Source organism: Marinobacter sp. ATCH36 (genome assembly GCF_023555055.1).
Classification (GTDB): Bacteria; Pseudomonadota; Gammaproteobacteria; order Pseudomonadales; family Oleiphilaceae; genus Marinobacter.
Window position 1 is genome coordinate 607,108 of the sequence record NZ_JAMJPL010000001.1, and the last position, 22,024, is coordinate 629,131.

The following is a 22,024-nucleotide window of genomic DNA, read 5'->3' on the forward strand; positions in this document are numbered from 1 at the left end:
TCAGCAGATTTACTGTTCCGCTTGGGGAACGTACTGGCGAATGGTGTTAAGAAGTTCGTCTTTGCTGAACGGTTTGGTCAGGTATTGGTCTGATCCGACAATACGGCCCTTGGCCTTGTCGAACAGTCCGTCTTTACTGGAGAGCATGATGACCGGCGTCTTTTTGAAAGAGGAATTGTTCTTGATGAGTGCGCAGGTCTGATAGCCGTCCAGCCGGGGCATCATGATATCAACAAAAATGATGTTGGGCTGGGAATCGGCAATTTTCGCCAGAGCGTCAAAGCCGTCTGTTGCCGTAATGACTTCGCAACCGACTTTCTTTAGAAGGGTCTCGGCGGTGCGACGAATGGTCTTGCTGTCGTCGATCACCATAATCTTCAGATTCTCGAAGTTGTCATCCATTGTCCAACTGCCTTGCGCTCTGCGACTGTCGTTATTTTTCAACCGGGGGTTTTAACACAAACGTTAACGTTGTTCTATAAATCCCGCTCATTTATAGAGTATTGGGGGCCGGATAAAAAGTATAACTTTGTGACCAAATGTACTTCTGCCTGGGGAGTCACGTAATTGATACGGGATTTCTCCGGATGCATTCGCGGCTCGGGTACAATACCATCTGTGATCTCAGCATAGCACTTAATCCTCACAGCGCTCTGCAGACCGGTTCGTGTTTTTAACCTTTTAACTGACGAGGCATTATGACAGTCCGACTCGGAATCGTGATGGATCCCATCGAGAAGATCCATTTCAAGAAGGACAGCTCACTGGCGATGCTACTGGCTGCCCAGAAGCGGGGCTGGGAAATCGAGTACATGGAGTTGCCGGATCTTTACCTGAAGGGCGGGCAGGCCAGGGCACGGACCCGTGCCCTGACCGTACACCTGGACCCGGAAGACTGGTTCAGCTTCGCCGGTAGCCAGGACCGGGCGCTGGGTGACCTGGACGTGATACTGATGCGGCAGGACCCACCGGTGGACCGTGAGTTTCTGATGGCCACCTTTATATTGGAAATTGCCGAGCAGCAAGGCGCACTGGTGGTCAATCCCGCATCGACTCTGCGCGACTGTAACGAAAAACTGTTCGCCGCCCAGTTCGAAGATTGCACACCGCCGCTGATTGTGACCCGTTCTGCTCAACGGCTGAAGGAATTCTACGCCGAGCACGGTGATGTCATTATGAAACCGGTGGACGGCATGGGCGGGCGCTCGATCTTCCGCGTTAAAGAAAACGACGACAATCTCGGCGTCATTATAGAGACCCTGACCAACCATGGCGCCCACCAGGCCATGGCACAGAAATACATTCCCGAGATCAAGCAGGGCGACAAGCGCATCCTGTTGATAGACGGCGAGCCGGTACCTTACGCACTTGCGCGCATTCCCTCCCACGGTGAGAATCGTGGCAACCTGGCTGCCGGTGGAAAGGGTGAAGGCCGTGAATTGACAGCCCGCGACCGGGAAATTTGCGAGCGTGTTGCGCCGGTGATCAAGGACAAGGGGCTCATTTTCGTGGGCATCGACGTGATTGGTGACTACCTGACCGAGATCAATGTAACCAGCCCCACCTGTATCCGGGAACTTGATGCCGCATTCGAAATCGATATATCCAGCCAATTGATGGATGCCATCGAGCGTCGTCTTTAATGATGGTCCATAGCCGGGCCTAACCGAGGTAAAGTTCAGGAATGGCAGTGCAGGTCAGCGATTTCGATCGGTTTTCTTTTACGCTTTTCATGGCGCTGGCGCTTCATGCCATTGTGGTGCTGGGCATCACCTTCGCGCCGGAGTCGCCCCGTTCGTCGGCGCAGACCATGGAAATCACGCTATCGCAGTATGATGACGAGACGGATCCGGAGGAAGCTGACTTCCTCGCCCAGACCAGTCAGAAAGGCAGCGGGACCGAGGAAGAGCCGGTGGAAATGACTTCGCCGCAGCCGACAGAAATGAGTCAGCAGGAGATTGCCGAGGTTCAGCCGGAACCGCGCTCGCAGGTTGAGCCGGTGCGCCAGCAGGAACAACCGGTGGTGCAGAGTGAGGCGCCCAGTGAGCGTGAGGTGTCGAAGCCGGATACCGCGGAACCGGAACCGGAAGAGCCGTTGCCGGTGAAGGAAAAGAAAAGCCTGATGGAACGCAGTCTTGAAATTGCCAGTCTGGAGGCCCGATTTGACCAGCAGCGGCAGGCCTATGCCAAGAAGCCCAGGGTCATGCGTGTCACAGCGGCCTCCACCCTGAAATCGACCAATGCCTGGTATGTGCAGAACTGGGTGAGCAAGGTAACCCGGGTGGGCAATATCAACTACCCAAGAGAGGCCAGGAAGGCAGGCATCTATGGCAACCTGCGCATGCTGGTTTCGCTGAAGAAAGACGGTTCGATCAAGGAACTGGCTATACTCGAGTCATCCGGCAGTACGGTGCTCGACGACGCGGCCATTCGCATTGTCAGAATGGCGGCGCCATTTGCACCTTTCCCGGAGGACATGCGCGAAAATGTCGACGAACTGGAAATTATCCGTACCTGGGTATTCGAACGGCGGGGGCTGACATCAGGATGACAGCATCGAAACACTCTCCACACAGTCTACGGCACCAGTTTCTGGTGGCGTCTCCCTATTTGCAGGATCCTCGTTTCCATGGTGCGGTGATATACCTGTGCGAGCATTCCGATGAAGGCGCTCTGGGGCTGACAGTGAATCACCCCCTGGACATTCATCTTGGCGAAATTCTCGAACAACTGGACATGGATGGCGGCGAACTGGACGTGCCGGTATACGGTGGTGGCCCGGTTCAGCCCGAGCGCGGTTTTGTGCTGCATTCCCCGGATGCGGGCTGGCAGAACACGGCCGAGGTGTCCAATGACGTTCTACTGACCACCTCCCGGGATATCCTCTCTGACATTGGTGCCGGCAACGGGCCTGAAAACTACCTGGTGTGTCTGGGCTATGCTGGCTGGAGTGAGGGACAACTGGAAGACGAACTGGCAAGCAATGCCTGGCTGACCTGCCCTGCCACCGCCGACATTCTGTTCCGCACACCCTGGGAAGACCGTTACCAGGCCGTTCTGAAACTAATCGGCATTGACCTCAATCAGCTCAGTGAGTTTGTCGGCCATGCCTGAGGCCGGAAATCGCCGGATCATGGCCTTTGATTTCGGTACCCGGCGTATCGGTGTTGCCAGCGGCCAGGAGTTGATCGGAACCGGTAAGCCCCTGACCATGCTGCCTGCCCGGGACGGTGTTCCCGACTGGGACCAGATCGGCCGGCTACTGACAGAATGGAAACCGGATCGTGTGCTGGTGGGCCTGCCCCTGAACATGGACGACACCGAGAACGACATGTGTGCCCGGGCCCGCAAGTTTGGCAAACGTCTGCACGGGCGTTTTCACGTGGAGGTGGAAATGGTGGACGAGCGGTTGACCAGTTTCGAGGCCAAGGGCGACGTTATGGCTGCCGGTGGTAGCCGTGATTTTGGCCGCGACGGTGTGGATGATCGCGCTGCCGTACTGATTCTGGAAACCTGGTTTCACCAGCAGCAATCCCGTTCTGCCTGACCCGGCTCAGGCTGATGTATGAGAGGACTCAAATGACTGCATTGCTCGATATGGACCGGCTACTGGATGATCTGGAAGCGGGACTGCGCAAAAAACTGGAACAACGGGGAGTGACCGATCCGGCGTTGATCGGTATTCGCACCGGCGGTGTCTGGCTGGCGGATGCCATGAGCAAGCGCCTGGGCCTGAACGAGCCATGGGGTGAGCTGGACATCTCGTTCTACCGGGACGACTTCAGCCGTATCGGCCTGAATCCGAAAGTGAAGCCTTCGAGCCTGCCATTCAGCACCGAGGACCGCGACATTATCCTGATCGATGACGTGATCATGAGTGGTCGTACTATCCGTGCCGCGATGAATGAAATTTTCGATTATGGCAGGCCAGCGAGTATCATTCTTGCCACACTGGTGGACCTTGGTGCACGGGAACTGCCGGTCCAGCCAGACGTAACCGGGCAGGTGCTGGCGCTGCAACCCCAGCAGCGCGTGAAGTTGCGGGGCCCCGATCCACTGCACATAGAATTACAGGAAGCGGGCAAGTAATCAGCGAACGCATAACACCAACAGGCGACACATGACGGCAAACGATCCTTCATCGACATCCCTTCAGCTTACCGCCGACGGCCAGCTACGGCATTTCCTGACCCTTGATGGTCTGAGCCGGGCGCTACTGACCGAAATTCTCGACACTGCCGATTCCTTCATTGAAGTGGGTGAACGCAGCATCAAGAAGGTGCCATTGCTACGGGGCCGTACTGTGGTAAATCTGTTTTTCGAATCCAGCACCCGCACCCGCAGTACCTTTGAGCTGGCCGCCAAACGCCTGTCTGCAGACGTGCTTAACCTGGATATCAACACCTCGGCTACCTCCAAGGGTGAGTCGTTGTCTGACACACTGCTGAACCTCGAGGCTATGGCCAGCGACATGTTCGTGGTGCGTCACTCGCAAAGTGGGGCCCCTCATTTTATCGCCGAAAGCGTCACCCCCGGCGTTGCGATTATTAACGCCGGTGACGGCCGCCATGCTCATCCAACCCAGGCCATGCTGGACATGTTGACAATTCGCCAGCACAAGGGCGAATTTGAAGGCCTGAAAGTCGCCATTGTTGGCGATGTACTGCACTCCCGGGTGGCGCGCTCTCAGATCCGCGCCCTCAACGAACTGGGTGCTGCCGAAGTGCGGATAATTGCACCTGCCACCCTGCTGCCAAGGGATGTGGAAAGCCTCGGCTGCACGGTGGAATATGATATGGCCCGGGGCATGAAAGATCTCGATGTGGTCATCATGCTGCGGCTGCAGAAAGAACGTATGGAAGGAGCATTACTGCCCAGCGAGCGTGAATTCTACCGGCTCTACGGTCTGAGCCGCGAGAAACTGGCCCTCGCCGACCCGGAATGCATCGTGATGCACCCCGGCCCCATTAACCGCGGTGTGGAAATAGAATCGGCGGTGGCAGACGGGCCACAATCGGTGATCCTGAACCAGGTCACCAACGGTATCGCTATTCGCATGGCCGTGATGTCCATGGCCATGGGCGGCCAGATGACGGAGCGCAATCGCAAGCTGGCAGGGAGGGCCGAAGGATGAGCACTCTGAAAATTACGGGTGGTCGACTGGCCAGTACCAATGCAGAAACCACCCTGTTGATCCGGGATGGCGAAATTGCCGCTCTTGGTGAAGTCGCAGGGCAGCAGTCCGCTGACAGCGAGCTTGATGCCAGCGGCTGTCTCCTGGCGCCAGGCTTTGTGGATCTGTGCTGCAACCTGAGGGAACCGGGCAACGGCCAGAAAGGCAACATCGCTTCGGAAACCCTGGCCGCAGCACATGGTGGGTTCACCACCTTGTGTGCTTCGCCGGATACCTCACCAGTGAACGACTCCGGGGCAGTGACCAACCTGATTCTGGATGTGGCTGCGAAACGCTCGGCGGTGCGCATCCTGCCAGTGGGTGCCATCACTCGTGGCCTGGAAGGTGAGCTACTCAGTGATATGGCAGGCCTGGCGGGTGCCGGATGCATCGCCATGGGTAACGGTGCCCGCCCTGTGAAGAACGCGCGGGTGCTGCGCCGCTGTATGGCTTACGCCCGTACATTCGGGCTGACGGTCATGTTCAGCCCCGAGAACCAGGCCCTGGCGGCGGACGGTTACGCCCACGACGGCCTGGTTGCTTCCAGGCTCGGGCTTCTGGGTATTCCGGAAGTGGCGGAAACGACGGCGGTGATGGAGATGCTGTTACTGGCGGAAGAAACCGGCGTTCGCCTGCACCTGAGCCAGTTATCCTGTGCCCGCAGCGTGGAAATGCTCGCTGAAGCCCGCAAGCGCGGTATTTCAGTGACCGCCGACGTAGCCATGCATCAGCTTCTGTTTACCGAGGACGCGCTGTCGGGCTTTGACAGCCGCTACCATGTGCGGCCACCGCTGCGCTCGGAGAAGGACCGCCAGGCACTGCTGGCTGGTGTGCGTGATGGAGTGATCGACGCCATCACCAGCCAGCATCAGCCCCACGACTCTGCTGCCAAGCAGGCACCGATGGCGGCTACCGAGCCGGGTCTGTCTACCATCGAGAGCACTCTGTCCATGGGCTTGCTGCTGGTGAATAGGGGCGAACTGGACAGCGCAGACCTGATCCGTGCGCTGACCACTGGCCCGGCTGGCGTGATTGGCCGTTCCGCCGAGCTCCGCGAAGGCGCTGCAGCAGACCTGTGTGTGTTCGACCCGGAAGCCAGATGGACGCCGGATGACACCAACCTCAGGTCGATGGGGCGCCACGTGCCTCTGCCAGGCAAGGAACTGCCAGGCGTGGTTCGTCTCACGCTGTGTGACGGCAGGCAGGCGTGGCCCCTTAACAACCTGTAGCTCGAGTTCCCATGTCGGCAAAGTGTGGCAGAGGTTGCGTAACCTCTGTCGAGCCCGTCACAGTTCCTCACCTTTTTGCCTGATAGCCCTTGAAGACAGGCACCTGTGCCACCGTATTCTTGTCGTGGCCGACCTAATCTCGGCCAGGGAAACGCGACAATAATAATTCAGGAGTCACCCCGTGAAACGAGTCAACCTACCGCGAAACGCCACAGCGGTTGCCGCCCTGTGTGTCAGTCTTGCGTTGTCTCCGTTTGCCCGGGCGGAATCGGACCTCATGGAGCGAAGCTTCTGTGTGTTTGATCCGGTCGGCGCTAACGGCCCGCTGTTCGCCATTACCAAAACCTTCCAGCCTATCGCTCTCAAGGAAGGCATTAAACTGAACCTGCGCGCCTACACTGACGAGAAAGTCGCCGCCGAGGACTTCAAGGCCGGCCAGTGTGACGCTGTGCTGCTCACCGGCACCCGTGCCCGTGAGTTCAACAAGTTCACCGGAACCCTGGAGGCGATGGGTGCAGTGCCCGGTGAAGAGGAAATGCGGTTGTTGTACAACACCCTCAGCCAGGAGAAAGCCCGCCCGTTCCTGATTGATGGCGACTACGAAGTGGCAGGCGTGTTCCCCGGCGGTGCGGTGTACCTTCACACCCGTGACCGGGCTATCGATTCCGTGGAAAAACTGCAGGGCAAGCGAATTGCCACTCTGGATTTCGACACTGCTTCGGTGCGCATGGTGCGCCATGTAGGCGCTTCCGTGGTGGGTTCCAACTCCGCCAACTTCGCCGGCAAATTCAACAACGGCAGTGTCGACCTGGCCTATGCGCCGGCGGTTGCCTATTCACCTCTGGAGCTCTACAAGGGCGTGACCCCGAAGGGTGGCGTGTTCAGGTATGCGCTGGCCTATATGAACTTCCAGGTGATTATCCACCGTGACCGTTTCCCGGATAGCGCTGGCCAGATGGTACGTGACCAGGCCATCAAACGCATTGATGAAGCCTACGAAATCATCGCCGAGGCAGAAGCCGGCATTCCCGAGGATGTGTGGATGTATCCGCCACAGGAAGACGTGGCCGAATACGACAAGATGCTTCGCAAGGTGCGATTGTCGCTATTGGAAGACGGCGTTTATGACGACCGTGCCATCAGTCTGATGAAGGCGATTCGTTGCCGGGTGGATGGTTCCCGTTCCGAATGCGCATCCTGAGCCCTTAGAAACCAGGGGCCTTGCGGCCCCCTGGTTGCTGCCTCAGCGGATTGCGTCTTTCAGCGCCTTGCCTGCCTTGAATCCTACAGTCTTGCTGGCTGGGATCCGGATGGTTGCACCGGTTTGAGGGTTGCGGCCATCGCGAGCGTCACGGCTGCGGATATTGAAGGTCCCGAAACCAATCAGGGTGGTATCTTCGCCACGGGCAGCAGCGGCGGAGATCTGGTCGGTAAAAGCGGTGATCACTTCGCTGGCTTTGTCCCGGGTTATTCCAGTCTGGTCTGCAACAGCGGCGGCAAGTTCAGGTTTGCGCATTGGGTACTCCTTGTTGTCGTTTTTGGTTACTGACCGGCGGCTGCGTAACCGCCGGCTGATCAAATCTATAGCGGTTTGCGTCCCATAGTGCAAACCGGCAATCCGAGTACATTTGAATATCCGCCGTCATTTGCGGGCCGAGTCTCATAAAAACAGGGAGTTGTCGGCGATAATGCCGTTTCGGTTACAAACTGTAACCGTCCAGGTGCGTGGCCCAGGCCGGACGATGCGTCGGTCGCCCTACAAGAAAAAAGGTACGAAGTTATGACACGTGTTCAGAAACCTGCCAGCCGGCTCCCTCACGGGCTAGTCCGGTTTCGCGGTGCCGTAACGGCGGTTGTTGCCGGTGTGATTCTCAGTGGTTGCGGTGTCGTCAACAACATGATCTACAAAACGACCGGTGATGTGATGCAGGGCTTTTCCCGCAATCATACGGTGCCTTACCTTCTGGAAAGTCAGGACCTGGCCATGGGTTGTGCCATGAGCGAGGCTACCGCACCCCTGTTGATGTCCTTCGGCCGTGTGACCAGTGAACCGGATCAGCTGGCAGTGATGCTCTACCTGTCAGCCGGCGGCTGTGCCGAAGAACTGGCAAGGGAACACGAGCTCGCCAGCCTGGGTGCATTGCGTGCCGGTGATGCGGAGGAGGCCGAAGATGCAATGATCCGCCAGAAACGTGCACTGTCACTGGCCGCCAGGCGTTATCATCGGGGCTGGAAACACCATAACGCCTTCTACGGCAAGCCTGAGTCTGGCGAATGCCCCGGCTTCGATAATGACCTGGGCGAGTTCATCTACATGGCGGGTCTGATGTCCGGCCTGCAGGCATTGAACGCCGAGATCCAGTCCACCTCGTCCATCGGCGTGCCCAAGAACATTGGCTCCACCGTTGCGCGTGCTACCAGTTGCCTGGAGAACGACAAGTGGTGGGGTGCCCCCATGGCGTTGCGCGCCACTGTATGGTCAATGATCCCCGGCGCACTGCCCGATGGCGAAGATCCGTTCCAGCGCCTGGATATTGCGGATGAACAGGGCAAGGAAGCCGGCGTAAGAATCAGCCACGTGTTCCACGCCATTGCCGCCCAGAACAAGGGTGACCACGATCGCCTGCGCTCCGTTATTCGCAGCCACGCGGAAGCCATCGACGAGACACCTGCGAACGAGGAATGGACATTCGTGGACGCCATGGCCACCCAAATGATTGTTGCTATTTCCGATCGCATGTGGATGGAGAATACCGGGCATCGAACGCCGACGGGCAAGCTGGGAACCTTCTGGGATGACGAGAAGGAAACCGTCGAAACCATGGATCTGGACGATCTGCTGTAAATCAACATTCCCAGAGTGAGTTGTTATGTCCCAGGGTGGTTTTCACCGAAGTGGCAGGGAGTGGTTCTCTTCCCTGCCGGCCTGCCTGCTTCTGCTGGCGGTGGTGCTGTTTTCCACCAGCAGTGATATCCACAACCAGATGCTACGTGGTGGTGAGCAGCTGTGGAGTGGCTACTACAAACTAAGAGCAGACCCGGTACAGCCGACCTGCGATCCGAGCGTGGATATCGAAGCCGCGGTGCAGGAAGAACTGGCGAAAGAGGGCAGCGACAACCCCATGGCAGCGTTGCTGGGGGAGGCCGAGAAAGACCCTGACGAAGTGCGCCTGGCACTCGAACGCTCGGTAGAAAACTGCCGCCAGAGCTACCAGAGCTATGAAAACCTGAAGGACCAGCTCACCCCGGGCGTCACAGCCTATCGGGCGGTAGAGCTGTTCGTGGCAGACCTGATTGCCTTCGGCCTGGAATCTCAGCGCTATATCCTGGTTATCCTCGTCATGCTGTGTGCGGTAACTGCCACCCTGACCCGCCACCACATCGCCATGCGGGCCATGGAAACCCGCCTGGACTACACCGTATCCCACACGTTGCAGACCGTGGCCAATGCCATGTTGCTGGGGTCAAGTCTGATCTTCAGACAGTCCAGCTTCGGCTCCGACAACTCCATGGCTTCGGCGGAGCTGTTGCTCCACAACCTGTGGGTCATCGGGTTTGCCGCGCTGACCCTTGCAAGCCTCTACCGGCTGATGCGGGTGCCGGACGGCCTGCAAGAGGGTGGTGACCTGAACAAGGCGTTTCTGGCTGTGCCGTTGTACACCGTTATGTGCCTTATATCAGGCACCTACTTCGCCCTGATTGGCCATGCCTCCGGTATCGGTATCTACCTGGGCAAGATGATGGAACTTTCCGACATGTTCCTCAATGTTGGCCTGTACGTGTGGGTGGGTATGATGCTGAAACAGACCCGCCTGGCCACCCTGGTGTTCAACGTGTTCCGACCCTGGCAAATGCCGCCAGAGCTGCTTGCTGTGGTGGCGGTGCTGGTTGCTGCAGTGCCCACTGCCTATACTGGTGCGTCCGGTATCTTCGTCATTGCCGCCGGTGCCGTCATCTACAGTGAATTGCGTGCCGCCGGTGCCCGCCGTCATCTGGCGCTGGCAGCCACCGCCATGTCCGGCTCCCTGGGCGTCGTCTTGCGGCCCTGCCTGCTGGTGGTGGTCATCGCCTATCTCAACCGGGAAGTCACCACCGACGAGCTGTTTGGCTGGGGCATCTGGGTGTTCTTGCTTACTGCTGCCATGTTTACCGTTGTCGCGCTTTCGATCAATCGTCAGAGCAGGTTCGACCTGGCCCCGGCATCTATTGCCTTCCCGCCAATGATGTCGGCATTGAAGCAGTTGATTCCCTATGTCCTGGTGATCACAGCGGTGGTGTTGCTGTACCGCTTCGCCCTGGACGTAAAAATGGACGAGTTCTCGGCACCCCGCCTCCTGCCTGTCATCATGCTGGCGATCCTGCTGTACGAGCACATCAGCCTGAAAAACCGCAAGGGTCGAGCCAGCGGCGAGATCAATCATCAGGGCCTGGAGCGGAGCCTGCGATCCGCCACCAACGACACCACGGCGGAAATCGGTGCCCTGCTATTACTGCTCGGCCTGTCCGTCAGTATCGGTGGTGTAATCGAACGTTCCCATCTGATGGAAGCTTTCCCCCAGGCTTTCGACAGTGCCTGGTCGGCCATGCTGCAGATGGTGGTCATCCTGGTTATCCTGGGAATGATCATGGATGCCTTCGGTGCCGTCATCCTGGTAACAGCAACCGTTGCCACCATTGCCTACAGCAGCGGTATAGACCCGGTTCACTTCTGGATGGTCACCCTGGTGGCGTTTGAGCTGGGCTACCTGAGCCCGCCGGTAGCCCTGAACCACCTGCTGACCCGGCAAGTGGTGGGCGAAGCGGAAGTGCTGGCGGCCCAGCAGGAGGATGGCACCTTCTATCAGCGCCACGAGCGCATCATCATGCCGCTGATTGCCATGGGCATTTCTCTGGTATTGGTGGCGTTCGTACCGCTGCTGTTCTACGCCTGAGCCCGGTGTAATTGAGCCGGGACTTCACTTCATCCCGAACCCCTTACTACGCAGGAAGTCGCGCATGTGGGGGCGTAGCTTGGAGGTGAACAGCGGCTTGAGCTGTTCCGACCAGTTGGTGTCCTTGTTACCCCCGGTGCGGGCGTGGTAATAGGTGTGCATGGTGGCGTCGAATTCTGCTACCAGCTCCGGGTCCTGCTCGTCCTGGTAATAATCCTCCTTCAGGATCGACGCCAGTGGCAGGCGTGGTTTCACCTCAGGATCCTGGTCCGGGTAGCCCAGGCACATGCCGAACACCGGGTAAACGTGGTCGGGTAGGCGCAGCAACTTGCTCACTTCGGCCGGGTTGTTGCGGATGCCGCCGATATAACACAGCCCCAACCCTTCGGACTCCGCCGCCGTAGCAACATTCTGAGCAACCAGCGCAGTATCGATGCTGGCCACCAGCAACTGTTCGGTCATGCCACGAACCACCTCGGCACCGGCACGTTCGGCGGCATCGGTGGCCCGCTTCATATCCGCGCAGAACACCAGGAAATCCGAGCATTCCGCCACATAGCGCTGGCCACCGCTCAATTCCGCCAGGGCTGCCCGGTTATCGGGATTAACCACATGGATAATGGAATAGGCCTGCACATGGCTGGAGGTGGCGGCGCTCTGGCCGGCGCGAATCAGTTCCTCGAACAGCTCCCGAGGGATCTGACGGCTTTGGAACTTGCGGATAGAGCGGTGTGACCTCAGTAGTTCGATGGTTGTGTTCATGGCACCTTCTGTTACATCTCAATAAAGCAGATATCCTGCCATTGCCTTACGGCCTTCGCAAAGCCACTATTGAAGAAACCGATCACTCGGGGATATCTGCACTTATGCCAAAGAATGACAAACCGGTGAGTACCCGGTCGGACAAACAGTCGATCGACCAGTTTATTCACCAGGTCCAGAAGATGCCGCAAAGCGGCGGCGGGCAGGGCCGGCTGATTTTTGCCCTGGACGCCACCGCCAGCCGGGAGGCCACTTGGGACCAGGCGTGTGATCTGCAAAGCGAGTTGTTTCTGGCCACCCGGGATCTCGGTGGCCTGGCGATACAGCTGTGCTACTACCGGGGCTTTCGCGAGTTCAAGTCCACGGCCTTTGTCAGCGAGACCGGGCAACTGCTGAACCTGATGAATGGTGTCTCCTGCCTGGGCGGGCGAACGCAGATCAGTCGGGTGCTGGCTCATGCGCTCAAGGAAACCCGGGCACAACCGGTGAAGGCCGTGGTATTTATCGGCGATTGTTGCGAAGAACCGGTCGACGAACTCTGCCACACTGCCGGTGAACTGGGCATGCTGCGAACTCCGGTTTTCATGTTCCATGAGGGCAGCGACGCCCATGCCAGAGCGGTTTTCCAGCAGGTCAGCAAACTTTCTGGTGGCGCTTACGCACCGTTTGATCGCAACAGTCCCCAAATATTGAAGGATCTTATGGCGGCAGTTGCGGTCTATGCATCCGGGGGCGCCAAGGCGTTGCAGGATTTTTCCAGCCGCAGCTCCCCGGAAGTAAAACGACTGACTCAGCAGATCAGGTAGCGCTCATTGTGCCATTAACGTTTCTGGTCATTATATTTGCGGTTGTTGCATGGTTCTGGCTGCGCAGCCAGCCGGCCAGCCAGCGCAAACCGGCCATCATCAAACTGGCATTGTTTTCCGGCATCCTCGTGGTGGTGGTTATGGCACTGACGGGCCGTTTGCACTTCCTGTTTGCGCTGTTGGGCTTCCTGTTTCCGCTGCTGCGCCGCTTCCTGCCAGCCATGCTGGGCGGCCAGATGTCCGGTGGCTTTGGCGGTGAGGCCAGGGGAGCAGAAGCCAGAACGGGTAATCAATCCCACGTTGCCAGCGATATCCTCAACATGACCCTGGACCACGACTCCGGAGACATGAGCGGCGAGATACTGAAAGGCCCGATGGCGGGGCGAACGCTGGCCGACCTGGGCGAGGACGAGTTTATCGAGCTGCTGCAGTATTGCCGACAGCACGATGACGACTCTGCCCGCCTGCTGGAAACCTATCTGGACCGTCGCTTTGGCGACTCCTGGCGCACGGACGACCCTGGCACAGGTGGTGATAGCCATCAGAGTGAAAATGAACAAGGTTACCGGGGCGGCGCACTGTCTGAAAGCGAAGCCCGGGATATTCTGGGGGTAGAGCCCGACGCCACCCGCAACGACATTATCCAGGCGCACCGGCGAATGATGCAGAAGATGCACCCGGACCGGGGCGGTAGCAACTATTTTGCGGCCCGCATCAACGAGGCCAAGGAGCTTCTGCTTGGCGAATGACGTCAGTCCCCCACCGAATAGGATAGAATCCGGGACAAATGGCTGTAGGGCAGGCCGGTTTCCCGGTGCCATTCGTTAAAGGCGGCCTGCGCCTGAACCAGGGCTTTTTTGCTGCCCGGTGATGCATCCAGCCGTTCTTCCCGGTGCAGCCCGGCCGCCACATCCGAAGACAGGATAAATCCGTCCCAGCCAACCCGGCGCAGGAAATACTGGGCCGTGTTGCCACCTAACCGAGCGCCGTTGCGCTTGAGCCACATCAGCAGTCCAACCTGATCATCCGACGGCCAATGTGCCAGAAAAGCCCCGAAGCTACCGTGCTCCCTGCCGCCATCGACAATCATCCGGGCGTTGTCCGGCACAGTGCGAATTTTCTGCATATTCCGCACAATGCGCTCGTCCTGGGTCAGGTCTTCCAGCACTTCTGGCGGCACCTGCTGCCAGTAGAGCGGCACAAAACCCTTGAATGCTTCCTCAAATCCCGGCCACTTGTTCTCGATCACCCTCCATACAAAGCCGGCCTTGAACACGCAACGGGTAACCTCCGACAGGTAACGGTCATCGCCCATGGCTTCAAGCTCACCGGGGCCGGCAACCCGGGGCAGGAGTGAATTCAGAGCAGCTTCCCCTCCCTTGCGGGCGGCCGCCTGTTTGTAAATCCGGGAAAACGACATGGCGTAATATCCGAAATCTGGTTGTAGGTCTGAAGGTATGTGGTCCACTATAAAGGAAACCATTCTGGTCAGGGAGTCACGGTTATGCCAACGATAGGATGGGTTTTTCTGCTCGGGGCGATCGCCCTGGTCCTTGGTGGACTGTTCATGCTGCGCGACAGCGGCAAGATGCCAATATCGAAAGAAAAGATGAAGAAGATCCAGCAGCGCAAGGCCGAAACTGAAGCCGAGGAAAGTGCGGAAGACAGGGAGCAGTGGTAATCCGTTCAGCCATCCCGTGATTTCCCCGATCTACCCCAGTGATTCGCCTGGGTGGCGAGTCACTGGGGTAGAGTATCTTCGCGCGGAAGTGTGCGGTGGCTATCTGAATTATGACTGCCTGAACGCATAGTGATAAACCCTGAAAGCATAGATGGTATACAAGACCATAAGTACAGACTCGATAATGCCCACGATGGGGTCCAGAATGTCTGCGTACAGCCCTGCCTCGTTCAGAACAGAGGCCAGTAGAAAATAGGGCGCATAAATGACAAACGTTATGATCAATCCACCATTGAGCAGAATCCAGAAGTGTTCTCTACTGGACTCCCAGCTCGACCTCAGGCTCTGTAAGGGGTCCTGCTTCTCGAGCAACAGATCGAACTCGGAAAAAGCAAATCTTGCCGCCAGAAATAGCCCTGGCAATATAAACAGCGCAAACCCGAAACCAATGGTCAGAATCAGAATTACGGTTAACACAAAATAGGACGGCCAGTGCTTTAATCCCAGCGCCCATGCCTGGCTGGCCGTTATATCGCGATCGTTAATGACGGATGCGATATAGAAAACGATAGCCGCACCAAAGATTGGATAAAAAAGGGCATAAACAATCACAGGGAGAAATGACGCCAGTCCAGCTTCGTCGCCAACCATATTCTGATAGTAGATAAAGGAGAAGATTTCGAGTGGGATGGTGAACGGAACCATTATCAGGCTGATGGCAATAAAATTTGCCCTGAAAAAAGACCAGGTATCCAGTAAAAAAGTTTTAGTCAATTTCAACTCCGTTATTTAAGTGGCGAGAGCCTGCATTACATAAAAAAAGCGCCGTACTCCAAGAAGAGCAGGGCGCTTTTTTCAGTGAAGGCGGGCTCAGGCTTTCGGCCCGGCCTCCACAATGGAGTCGGCAACATCAAACTTCTTGAAGTTCTCGACAAACTGGCCAATCAGTTCAGCGGCCTTGGCGTCATAGTCTTCCTTGCTGGCCCATGTGTTGCGCGGGTTTAGCAAGTTGTTGTCGACGCCTGGCACGTCTACCGGCACGTCCAGGTTCAGGGTGGGCAGGTGCTCGGTTTCCGCGTCGTCCAGGTCGCCGTTCTGGATGGCAGCAATGATGCCACGGGTGGTGGGTATGCTGAAGCGCTCGCCCACGCCGTAGGAGCCGCCGGTCCAGCCGGTGTTAACCAGGAATACCTTGCTGCCAAACTCGTCCATGCGCTTCATCAGCAGTTCGGCGTACACGCCGGCCGGGCGCGGGAAGAAGGGTGCGCCGAAGCAGGTGGAGAAGGTGGCTTTCAGCTTGGAAGAAGAGCCCATTTCCGTGGAGCCCACCAGTGCGGTGTAGCCACTGAGGAAGTGATAGGCTGCGGCTTCCTTGCTGAGGACGGATACCGGCGGGAGTACGCCGGTCATGTCGCAGGTCAGGAACACAATATGTGACGGCTCACCGGCGCGGTTTTCGATCACGCGCTTCTCAACATGCTCCAGCGGATAGGCGCAGCGGGAGTTTTCAGTGAGAGAAACGTCAGTGTAGTCCGGCTCGCGAGTTTCCGGGTCGATGGTGACGTTCTCGACCAGGGCACCAAAGCGGATCGCGTCCCAGATGATGGGTTCGTTTTTCCGGCTCAGGTCGATGCACTTGGCGTAGCAGCCACCTTCAATGTTGAATACCGTCCCGGGGCCCCAGCCGTGCTCGTCGTCACCGATCAGGAAGCGGTCCGGGTCGGCGGAGAGAGTGGTCTTACCAGTGCCGGAGAGGCCGAAGAACAGGCAGGTTTCGCCGTCTTCACCCACGTTGGCGGAGCAGTGCATGGGCAGTACGTCTTTCTCTGGCAGCAGGAAGTTCTGCACCGAGAACATGGCCTTTTTCATCTCGCCGGCGTAGTGCATGCCTGCCAGCAGAACCTTGCGCCTGGCAAAGTTGATGATTACGCAGCCGTTGCTGTTGGTGCCGTCACGCTGGGGCACGCACTCGAAGTTCGCAGCGTTGAGGATCTGCCATTCCTGCTTGTCGGCCGGGTTGTAGCTGTCCGGGCGAATGAACAGGTTCTGGCCGAACAGGTTCTGCCACGCGGTTTCGGTGGTCATGCGTACCGGCAGGTAGTGTTCCGGGTCGGAGCCAACATGTACCTGGCTTACAAAGCTGTCTTTCTCGGCAATGTAGGCTTCGACACGGTCCCAGAGGGCATCAAACTTTTCCGCGTCGAACGGGCGGTTGATGGGGCCCCAGTGAATGTCGTCAGAGGTGCTTGGCTCCTCGACGATGTAGCGGTCCATCGGGGACCGGCCAGTGCGCTTGCCGGTTTTTACCACCAGTGAACCGTTTGCGGCCAGCTGACCTTCACGTCTTTCCAGTGCCAGCTCAACCAGTTGCGCTGCACACAGATCATTATAAGTGTTGCTCACTTCGACCTCGCCCTCGGGATGTGATCGTGATTGCCCAGGCCGTCCCCCTGAAAAAAATTGACGGAAATCTGAGCAATCGGGTCAATTCAGGCGCGCTATTATGCCAGAGACGCCGGTAAAAAACGACTGCCCTGGAAACCGCTCTGCGACTGGCTTCCAGGCCATTCCGCCGGGCATTTAGTGTAACGTATGGCCGGTGAAAAGGTGATCAATATCATTTCTATCGAAGCGATAGTGTTGGTGACAGAACTGGCAGTCCATTTCGATGGAACCCTGCTCCTCCAGAATACTGTAGCACTCTTCCTGGCCAATGGCCTCCAGTGCGCCCAGAGTGCGTTCCCGTGAACAGCTGCAGCGAAAGGCGACAGGCTCGGCGTCGAACAGGCGCACGGTTTCCTCATTAAACAGGCGGTGCAATACGGTTTCACTGTCCAGTCCCAGCAGTTCCTCGGCTTTGACGGTACCGGCCAGATGGTTAAGGCGATCCCAAAGGTCGGAATCCTGTTCGGTATTACCGGGCAGCTTCTGCAGCATCAGGCCAGCACTGCAGTTTTCGTCGGCAAACAGGAAGAAACTGGTGGGGATCTGTTCGGAGCGTTCGAAATACTCCTCCAGACAGCCGGCCAGGTTTTCTTTTTCCCGCGGTACCACGCCCTGGTAGCGCTGGCCCTTGTCCGGTGAAATGGTAATAGCCATCCGGCCTTCGCCCAGCAGTGCATCCAGGGAATCTTCCGTCACCGCGTGCTCGTCGTAACGGGCGAGGCCACGAATAAAGCGGTCGTGACTGCATTCGGCCATCAATGTGCGGACGGGGCCGTCGCCCTGGGCCTGCAGGGATAGGGTGCCCTCGAATTTTAGCGTGCTGCTCATCAAAACGCCGGCCGCCAGGGACTCCCCCAGAACGCGCCGCACAGAGGCAGGATATGGGGCCTGATTGCCGATTTCGCTGTAGCTGTCGTTCAGTTTGACCCAGGCGCCCCGGACCTGGCTGTCTTCGAATATAAATCGCTGGAACTGGTCCCGGGATGCCATGGTGTTTTCTCCTGAGCGTTAAAGTCGGAATCGGTGATCGTTGAGGCGAGAGGCCAGTGCCATCAGAGCCCGTTCTGTTCCCGGAAGCGCTGGATATCCCGGCGGTCTTTTTTGGAGGGCCGCCGTGCCGGCGGTAACTGCGCCGCCTGCATGGTTTTACGCTGCCATGAGAGCTCTTCCCGGCGTTTCACGCTGTCTTCGGTTTCGTGGTAGAGCTTCTGTGCCTCCGGTGCACCCTGACGACGTTCGCTGAGGTCGTCCACGATTACAATGCGCTCCTGCCACCCCTGCCGCAGCGTGACTTTGGCACCGGGCTCGACCATTTTGCCCGGTTTGGTTCGCTGGCTGTTGTAGTGAACCTTGCCCCCTTCGATGGCCTGCTTGGCGAGGTTGCGGGTTTTATAGAAGCGTGCTGCCCACAGCCATTTGTCGAGTCGTACGCGGGTGTCGTCAGTGGTGGTTGCCGTCATGTCTCCTCACCTGATGAACGTATAGCCATAGTATAGCTGGCTCACTGGCCGGATGGCAGGGGCTGGCGTTGACGCAGGGCCGGCAGGACTTCATCGAAGCGATGAATCGAGGGTATGTCCGGGTGTCTGTCCCGGGCGGCCTGCTGGCTGTCTGGTGCCAGGATGGCCAGGCATTGGGCGATGCCGGCGGCGCGGGCGCTTTCCAGTACCGGGAAGCTGTCGTCCACCATCAGGGTCGTGGCGGGCTGATAGGCCTCAAGCCGCGCCAGGTCCTGCCAGAAGACCGGGTCTTCTTTGGGTTTGCCAAGCTGGTGGCTGGAGATAATGTTGTTTACCCGGCTGTCTAGGCCGGTGCGCTGCAGTTTCAGGCTGAGCGGATCCGGATGGCAGTTGGTGACAATCACTGAGCGCAGGCCGCTGTCTTGCAGGGTGTCGAGAAACTCCGTTACGTGGGGCAGATAACCGATGCGGTCGCCCACTTCCGCCTTCAGGCCGGTAATATCCAGATCAAGGCGATTACTCCAGTAGTCGGTACAGTACCAGTTAAGGGAGCCTCGTTCGGCCATGATCATGGGGATAATGGTGTCACGGGCTTCTTCGGGGCTGAGATTGTTGTGTTCGGCATATCGCCTGGGCAGGTGTTCAAGCCAGAAGTGGTTGTCGAAATGCAGGTCGAGCAGTGTCCCGTCCATATCCAGGAACACCGTATCGAGAGAATGCCAGTTCACCATAAACAAAAACAGCCTGAAGTTATTTAAGCTTTAGGCTGCCGAAGAATATGACAGTTGGCAAGACGGGATTTTACGGATCAGTTGTCTTGCTCGATAGTCTCGGGCTTCCTGCCGGTACGGGTACAGCCCAGGCAGCGAACGAAGGTGGCTTTGGCTGGATTGACAACCAGCACTTCACCGGCTTCACCGGCATTACCGCCAAGTGCGGAGAACGGCAGGGATACCAGGTAAACGACGCTTCCCACAACGGTAGTGGCAAACAGGGCCGGGCGGACAAACAGCGCGTCACCGGTCATTGCCAGTGCGGAGGGTTCTTCATCAATGGCCTGGGCATGGCCGACAGAGGAAAACGCCAACAGGCAAACCGCTACGGCTGTAACAACGATGTGGGAAATCTTACCGATCATTTCTTGTTTCTCCTGAGCTTGTCGGCACTTTTAATCAACTGGTAGTCAACTGGCCGATGGTCGCCCTGCCTTGGGTGGCTGACGATACAAAGTCCACTTATTGTAGCTTAAGAATATGGATACTCTGTTAACTATGAATCATATTTACGTATTTTCAAACGGTTTTTCTGTTTCAGTAGTTGTCTGATCGTGGTTTGAGAGCCATTTAGCGCTGGCATCTGCCACAATAAACTGTCGAGCGCTGGTTCATCCGGATTTCCTTCAATGGATGTCCGCATTCCTTGCAGGGCTCACCGGTGCGGCCATACACCAGCAGCGACTGGGCAAAATAGCCGGGCTTGCCGTCGCTGTTAACGAAGTCTCTCAGGGTCGTTCCGCCCATGAGAATGGCGGCACTGAGGGTTTCGCGAATGGCTTCAGTCAGGCGGCTGTAACGGTCCAGGCTTATGCGGCCCGCGGCGCGGCGAGGGTGGATGCCGGCTTTGAACAGGGCTTCGTTGGCGTAGATGTTGCCCACACCCACCACCACATGGTTGTCCATGATGAACGACTTCACCGGTGTTTTCTTGTTCCGGGACAGGTGGTAGAGCAGTCGGCTGTTGAACTCCGGGGCCAGGGGTTCCGGCCCCAGGCTGGCGATCAGCGGGTGCTGGTCGGGGGTTTCGGACCATAGCCAGCAACCGAAACGGCGTGGGTCGTTGAAGCGCAGGCGTATGCCGTTGTCCAGCGTCAGCTCCACGTGGTCATGGAGAAGGGGTTCGCTCTGGTCGGTGATCACTCGCAAGCTGCCGGACATGCCCAGGTGCACAATCAGCGAGCCGGCTACGGTGGCTGAACTCACGCCAATCAGCAGGTATTTGGCCCTGCGGTCCACGCTCTGGATGGTGGCGCCTTCCAGCAATTCCGCCAGGTTGTCCGGCACCGGCCAGCGCAGGCGGCTGTCGCGCACGTTTACCCGGGTGATTGTGCGATTTTCACAGTGGGGCGCGATGCCGCGTCGGGTGGTCTCTACTTCGGGTAATTCGGGCAAGGCTACATACTCCAGCGGCACGTGCGGTCACGGATGAGTGTAATCGGTAACAAATTCGCGGCCAAATGCGGTTGTTCGGGCTAACAACTGTACGCTAAAGTTAGGTGATACGGTTGTTGGGAATTACCGGAATGAGGAATGCTCTATGTGGTACAACGGTCTTCTTGACCTTTCAGTGATGCAGTTGATCCTGGTTGCGCTGGGGCTTACCCACATCACGATCATCAGCGTTACGCTTTACCTGCATCGCCATTCCGCCCACAACTCACTGGATCTCCATCCGGTGCTGGCGCATTTCTTCCGTTTCTGGCTTTGGCTGACTACAGCTCAGAATACCAAACAGTGGACGGCTATCCACCGTAAGCATCACGCCAAGTGCGAAACCGAGGAAGACCCACACAGCCCCGTTGTCCTGGGCATTCGCAAGGTGCTGTTTGAAGGTGCAGAGCTTTATGACGAAGCGGGCACGCCGGAAACCCTGGAGCGATATGGCCAGCGCACCCCGGAAGACTGGGTGGAAAACAGGGTTTACAGCCGTTATCCCATGCTGGGTATTCAGTTGATGGCGGTCATCGACTTACTCCTTTTCGGTGTGCACGGTATCTGGATCTGGGCCGTGCAGATGATGTGGATTCCGGTATGGGCCGCCGGTGTTGTTAACGGTATCGGCCATTACATGGGTTACCGGAATTTCGAGTGTGCCGACAACGCCCGCAATATTTCGCCATGGGGCATCCTCATCGGCGGTGAAGAGCTGCACAACAATCACCACACTTATCCCAACTCCTCCAAGCTGTCCCGTCGCTGGTATGAGGTGGATATCGGTTGGGGCTATATCCGTCTGTTCCAGCTCTTTGGCCTTGCGAAGCCCAAGGGTTTCAAACCGATTGCGCACTATGTGCCCGGCAAGCAGGAGGTGGATGTTGAAACCGTTCAGGCCATTACCAACAGCCGCTTCGATATCATGCGTCAATATCGCAAGCGGGTGATGGAGCCGGTGTTGCGGCAGCAGAAGGCGCTGATGGACGATGAGATCCGTCCGCGTTATCGCAAGCTGAAGCATCTGCTGTCCCGTGAGGTCACGCTGATTGAGCCGCAGGAGAAGGAGCATCTGGAAACGGTGCTTGAGCGCAATGCGGTGCTGCGGCAGATTTATGAGAAGAGCAATGAGCTGCAGCAGTTGTGGCGTCAGCGTGGGCTGAAGCCGCAGGAGAAGCTTCAGGCATTGGTGCAGTGGTGCCGGGAGGCTGAGGCCAGTGGCATTCGCTACCTGGAGGACTTTGCGGCGCATCTTCGGGCTTATTCTTTGCGGCCTTCGCCCTAAGCAGCCTGCTGGTTGGGGCTGGTCTATGGATGGGGGGAGTTTTTT

At 57.7% G+C, this 22,024-nt stretch carries 25 protein-coding genes; 14 read left to right on the forward strand and 11 right to left on the reverse strand.

Annotated elements, in window-relative coordinates:
• Positions 1-9: 9 nt before the first annotated feature.
• Complete coding sequence (gene pilG / locus M8010_RS02675; protein ID WP_007154228.1) at positions 10-402, reverse strand: twitching motility response regulator PilG; 393 nt, start codon at positions 400-402, stop codon at positions 10-12.
• Between the two features lie 296 nt (positions 403-698).
• On the opposite strand from pilG, the gene gshB reads away from it, so the two are divergent.
• The 8 genes from gshB to M8010_RS02715 all read left to right on the forward strand — a co-directional run bounded on the left by gshB (position 699) and on the right by M8010_RS02715 (position 7,603).
• Positions 699-1,643: a glutathione synthase gene (gene gshB, locus M8010_RS02680; protein ID WP_250088017.1), complete on the forward strand. Its 945-nt coding sequence runs from the start codon at positions 699-701 to the stop codon at positions 1,641-1,643.
• Between the two features lie 41 nt (positions 1,644-1,684).
• Positions 1,685-2,551 carry an energy transducer TonB gene (locus M8010_RS02685; RefSeq protein ID WP_250088019.1) on the forward strand — a complete coding sequence of 289 codons (867 nt, stop codon included), beginning with the start codon at positions 1,685-1,687 and terminating at the stop codon, positions 2,549-2,551.
• The gene (locus tag M8010_RS02690; RefSeq protein ID WP_250088022.1) at positions 2,548-3,114 is read left to right on the forward strand and encodes a YqgE/AlgH family protein; all 567 of its coding nucleotides are present in this window, start codon (positions 2,548-2,550) and stop codon (positions 3,112-3,114) included. The genes M8010_RS02685 and M8010_RS02690 overlap by 4 nt, the downstream gene beginning before the upstream one ends.
• On the forward strand, positions 3,107-3,547 hold the full coding sequence (gene ruvX / locus M8010_RS02695; RefSeq protein ID WP_250088023.1) for a Holliday junction resolvase RuvX: 441 nt from the start codon (positions 3,107-3,109) through the stop codon (positions 3,545-3,547). The genes M8010_RS02690 and ruvX overlap by 8 nt, the downstream gene beginning before the upstream one ends.
• 32 nt (positions 3,548-3,579) lie before the next feature.
• Positions 3,580-4,089 (forward strand): bifunctional pyr operon transcriptional regulator/uracil phosphoribosyltransferase PyrR, encoded by a 510-nt coding sequence (gene pyrR / locus M8010_RS02700; protein WP_250088025.1) that lies wholly within the window; start codon positions 3,580-3,582, stop codon positions 4,087-4,089.
• Between the two features lie 31 nt (positions 4,090-4,120).
• Positions 4,121-5,134, forward strand: coding sequence for an aspartate carbamoyltransferase catalytic subunit (locus tag M8010_RS02705; protein ID WP_250088026.1), 1,014 nt, complete (start codon positions 4,121-4,123; stop codon positions 5,132-5,134).
• Positions 5,131-6,402, forward strand: a complete 1,272-nt coding sequence (locus M8010_RS02710) for a dihydroorotase (RefSeq protein WP_250088028.1) — start codon at positions 5,131-5,133, stop codon at positions 6,400-6,402. Before M8010_RS02705 ends, M8010_RS02710 begins: the two co-directional genes overlap by 4 nt.
• A 277-nt stretch (positions 6,403-6,679) precedes the next feature.
• Entirely contained in the window at positions 6,680-7,603 is a 924-nt protein-coding gene (locus M8010_RS02715) for a putative solute-binding protein (protein ID WP_284047979.1), read from the forward strand.
• 42 nt (positions 7,604-7,645) lie between these two features.
• Here the strand turns inward: M8010_RS02715 and M8010_RS02720 are convergent, their stop codons facing one another.
• The gene (locus M8010_RS02720) at positions 7,646-7,918 is read right to left on the reverse strand and encodes an HU family DNA-binding protein (RefSeq protein ID WP_250088032.1); all 273 of its coding nucleotides are present in this window, start codon (positions 7,916-7,918) and stop codon (positions 7,646-7,648) included.
• A gap of 264 nt (positions 7,919-8,182) precedes the next feature.
• Between M8010_RS02720 and M8010_RS02725 the strand changes: the two genes are divergently transcribed.
• Positions 8,183-9,247 (forward strand): hypothetical protein, encoded by a 1,065-nt coding sequence (locus M8010_RS02725; protein WP_250088034.1) that lies wholly within the window; start codon positions 8,183-8,185, stop codon positions 9,245-9,247.
• Positions 9,248-9,272: 25 nt separating this feature from the next.
• Positions 9,273-11,333, forward strand: a complete 2,061-nt coding sequence (locus M8010_RS02730; RefSeq protein ID WP_250088035.1) for a TRAP transporter large permease subunit — start codon at positions 9,273-9,275, stop codon at positions 11,331-11,333.
• A 24-nt stretch (positions 11,334-11,357) separates the two neighbouring features.
• Here M8010_RS02730 and nfsA read toward each other — a convergent pair whose 3' ends face one another.
• Positions 11,358-12,095 (reverse strand): oxygen-insensitive NADPH nitroreductase, encoded by a 738-nt coding sequence (gene nfsA / locus M8010_RS02735; RefSeq protein WP_250088037.1) that lies wholly within the window; start codon positions 12,093-12,095, stop codon positions 11,358-11,360.
• A 104-nt stretch (positions 12,096-12,199) separates the two neighbouring features.
• Between nfsA and M8010_RS02740 the strand changes: the two genes are divergently transcribed.
• Both M8010_RS02740 and M8010_RS02745 read left to right on the forward strand, forming a co-directional pair.
• Positions 12,200-12,901, forward strand: a complete 702-nt coding sequence (locus tag M8010_RS02740; RefSeq protein ID WP_250088039.1) for a VWA domain-containing protein — start codon at positions 12,200-12,202, stop codon at positions 12,899-12,901.
• Between the two features lie 8 nt (positions 12,902-12,909).
• Positions 12,910-13,650 carry a DnaJ domain-containing protein gene (locus tag M8010_RS02745; RefSeq protein ID WP_250088041.1) on the forward strand — a complete coding sequence of 247 codons (741 nt, stop codon included), beginning with the start codon at positions 12,910-12,912 and terminating at the stop codon, positions 13,648-13,650.
• Between the two features lie 2 nt (positions 13,651-13,652).
• Here M8010_RS02745 and M8010_RS02750 read toward each other — a convergent pair whose 3' ends face one another.
• Positions 13,653-14,321: a DNA-3-methyladenine glycosylase I gene (locus tag M8010_RS02750; protein ID WP_250088048.1), complete on the reverse strand. Its 669-nt coding sequence runs from the start codon at positions 14,319-14,321 to the stop codon at positions 13,653-13,655.
• Positions 14,322-14,405: 84 nt separating this feature from the next.
• Here M8010_RS02750 and M8010_RS02755 point away from each other — a divergent pair, with 84 nt between their 5' ends.
• Complete coding sequence (locus M8010_RS02755) at positions 14,406-14,582, forward strand: DUF2897 family protein (RefSeq protein ID WP_250088050.1); 177 nt, start codon at positions 14,406-14,408, stop codon at positions 14,580-14,582.
• A gap of 108 nt (positions 14,583-14,690) precedes the next feature.
• Here the strand turns inward: M8010_RS02755 and M8010_RS02760 are convergent, their stop codons facing one another.
• The 7 genes from M8010_RS02760 to mutM all read right to left on the reverse strand — a co-directional run bounded on the left by M8010_RS02760 (position 14,691) and on the right by mutM (position 20,655).
• Positions 14,691-15,356, reverse strand: a complete 666-nt coding sequence (locus tag M8010_RS02760) for a YciC family protein (protein WP_250088052.1) — start codon at positions 15,354-15,356, stop codon at positions 14,691-14,693.
• 96 nt (positions 15,357-15,452) lie between these two features.
• Positions 15,453-16,985, reverse strand: coding sequence for a phosphoenolpyruvate carboxykinase (locus M8010_RS02765; protein ID WP_250088054.1), 1,533 nt, complete (start codon positions 16,983-16,985; stop codon positions 15,453-15,455).
• Positions 16,986-17,162: 177 nt separating this feature from the next.
• Positions 17,163-18,017, reverse strand: coding sequence for an Hsp33 family molecular chaperone HslO (gene hslO / locus M8010_RS02770; protein ID WP_250088056.1), 855 nt, complete (start codon positions 18,015-18,017; stop codon positions 17,163-17,165).
• Positions 18,018-18,079: 62 nt separating this feature from the next.
• On the reverse strand, positions 18,080-18,487 hold the full coding sequence (gene hslR, locus M8010_RS02775) for a ribosome-associated heat shock protein Hsp15 (protein WP_250088057.1): 408 nt from the start codon (positions 18,485-18,487) through the stop codon (positions 18,080-18,082).
• A gap of 41 nt (positions 18,488-18,528) precedes the next feature.
• Complete coding sequence (gene yrfG, locus M8010_RS02780) at positions 18,529-19,218, reverse strand: GMP/IMP nucleotidase (protein WP_250088059.1); 690 nt, start codon at positions 19,216-19,218, stop codon at positions 18,529-18,531.
• A gap of 77 nt (positions 19,219-19,295) precedes the next feature.
• Positions 19,296-19,625 carry a hypothetical protein gene (locus M8010_RS02785; protein WP_250088061.1) on the reverse strand — a complete coding sequence of 110 codons (330 nt, stop codon included), beginning with the start codon at positions 19,623-19,625 and terminating at the stop codon, positions 19,296-19,298.
• 205 nt (positions 19,626-19,830) lie between these two features.
• Positions 19,831-20,655 carry a bifunctional DNA-formamidopyrimidine glycosylase/DNA-(apurinic or apyrimidinic site) lyase gene (gene mutM, locus M8010_RS02790; RefSeq protein ID WP_250088064.1) on the reverse strand — a complete coding sequence of 275 codons (825 nt, stop codon included), beginning with the start codon at positions 20,653-20,655 and terminating at the stop codon, positions 19,831-19,833.
• 145 nt (positions 20,656-20,800) lie between these two features.
• On the opposite strand from mutM, the gene M8010_RS02795 reads away from it, so the two are divergent.
• Positions 20,801-21,979, forward strand: a complete 1,179-nt coding sequence (locus M8010_RS02795; RefSeq protein ID WP_250088066.1) for a DesA family fatty acid desaturase — start codon at positions 20,801-20,803, stop codon at positions 21,977-21,979.
• Positions 21,980-22,024 lie beyond the last annotated feature (45 nt).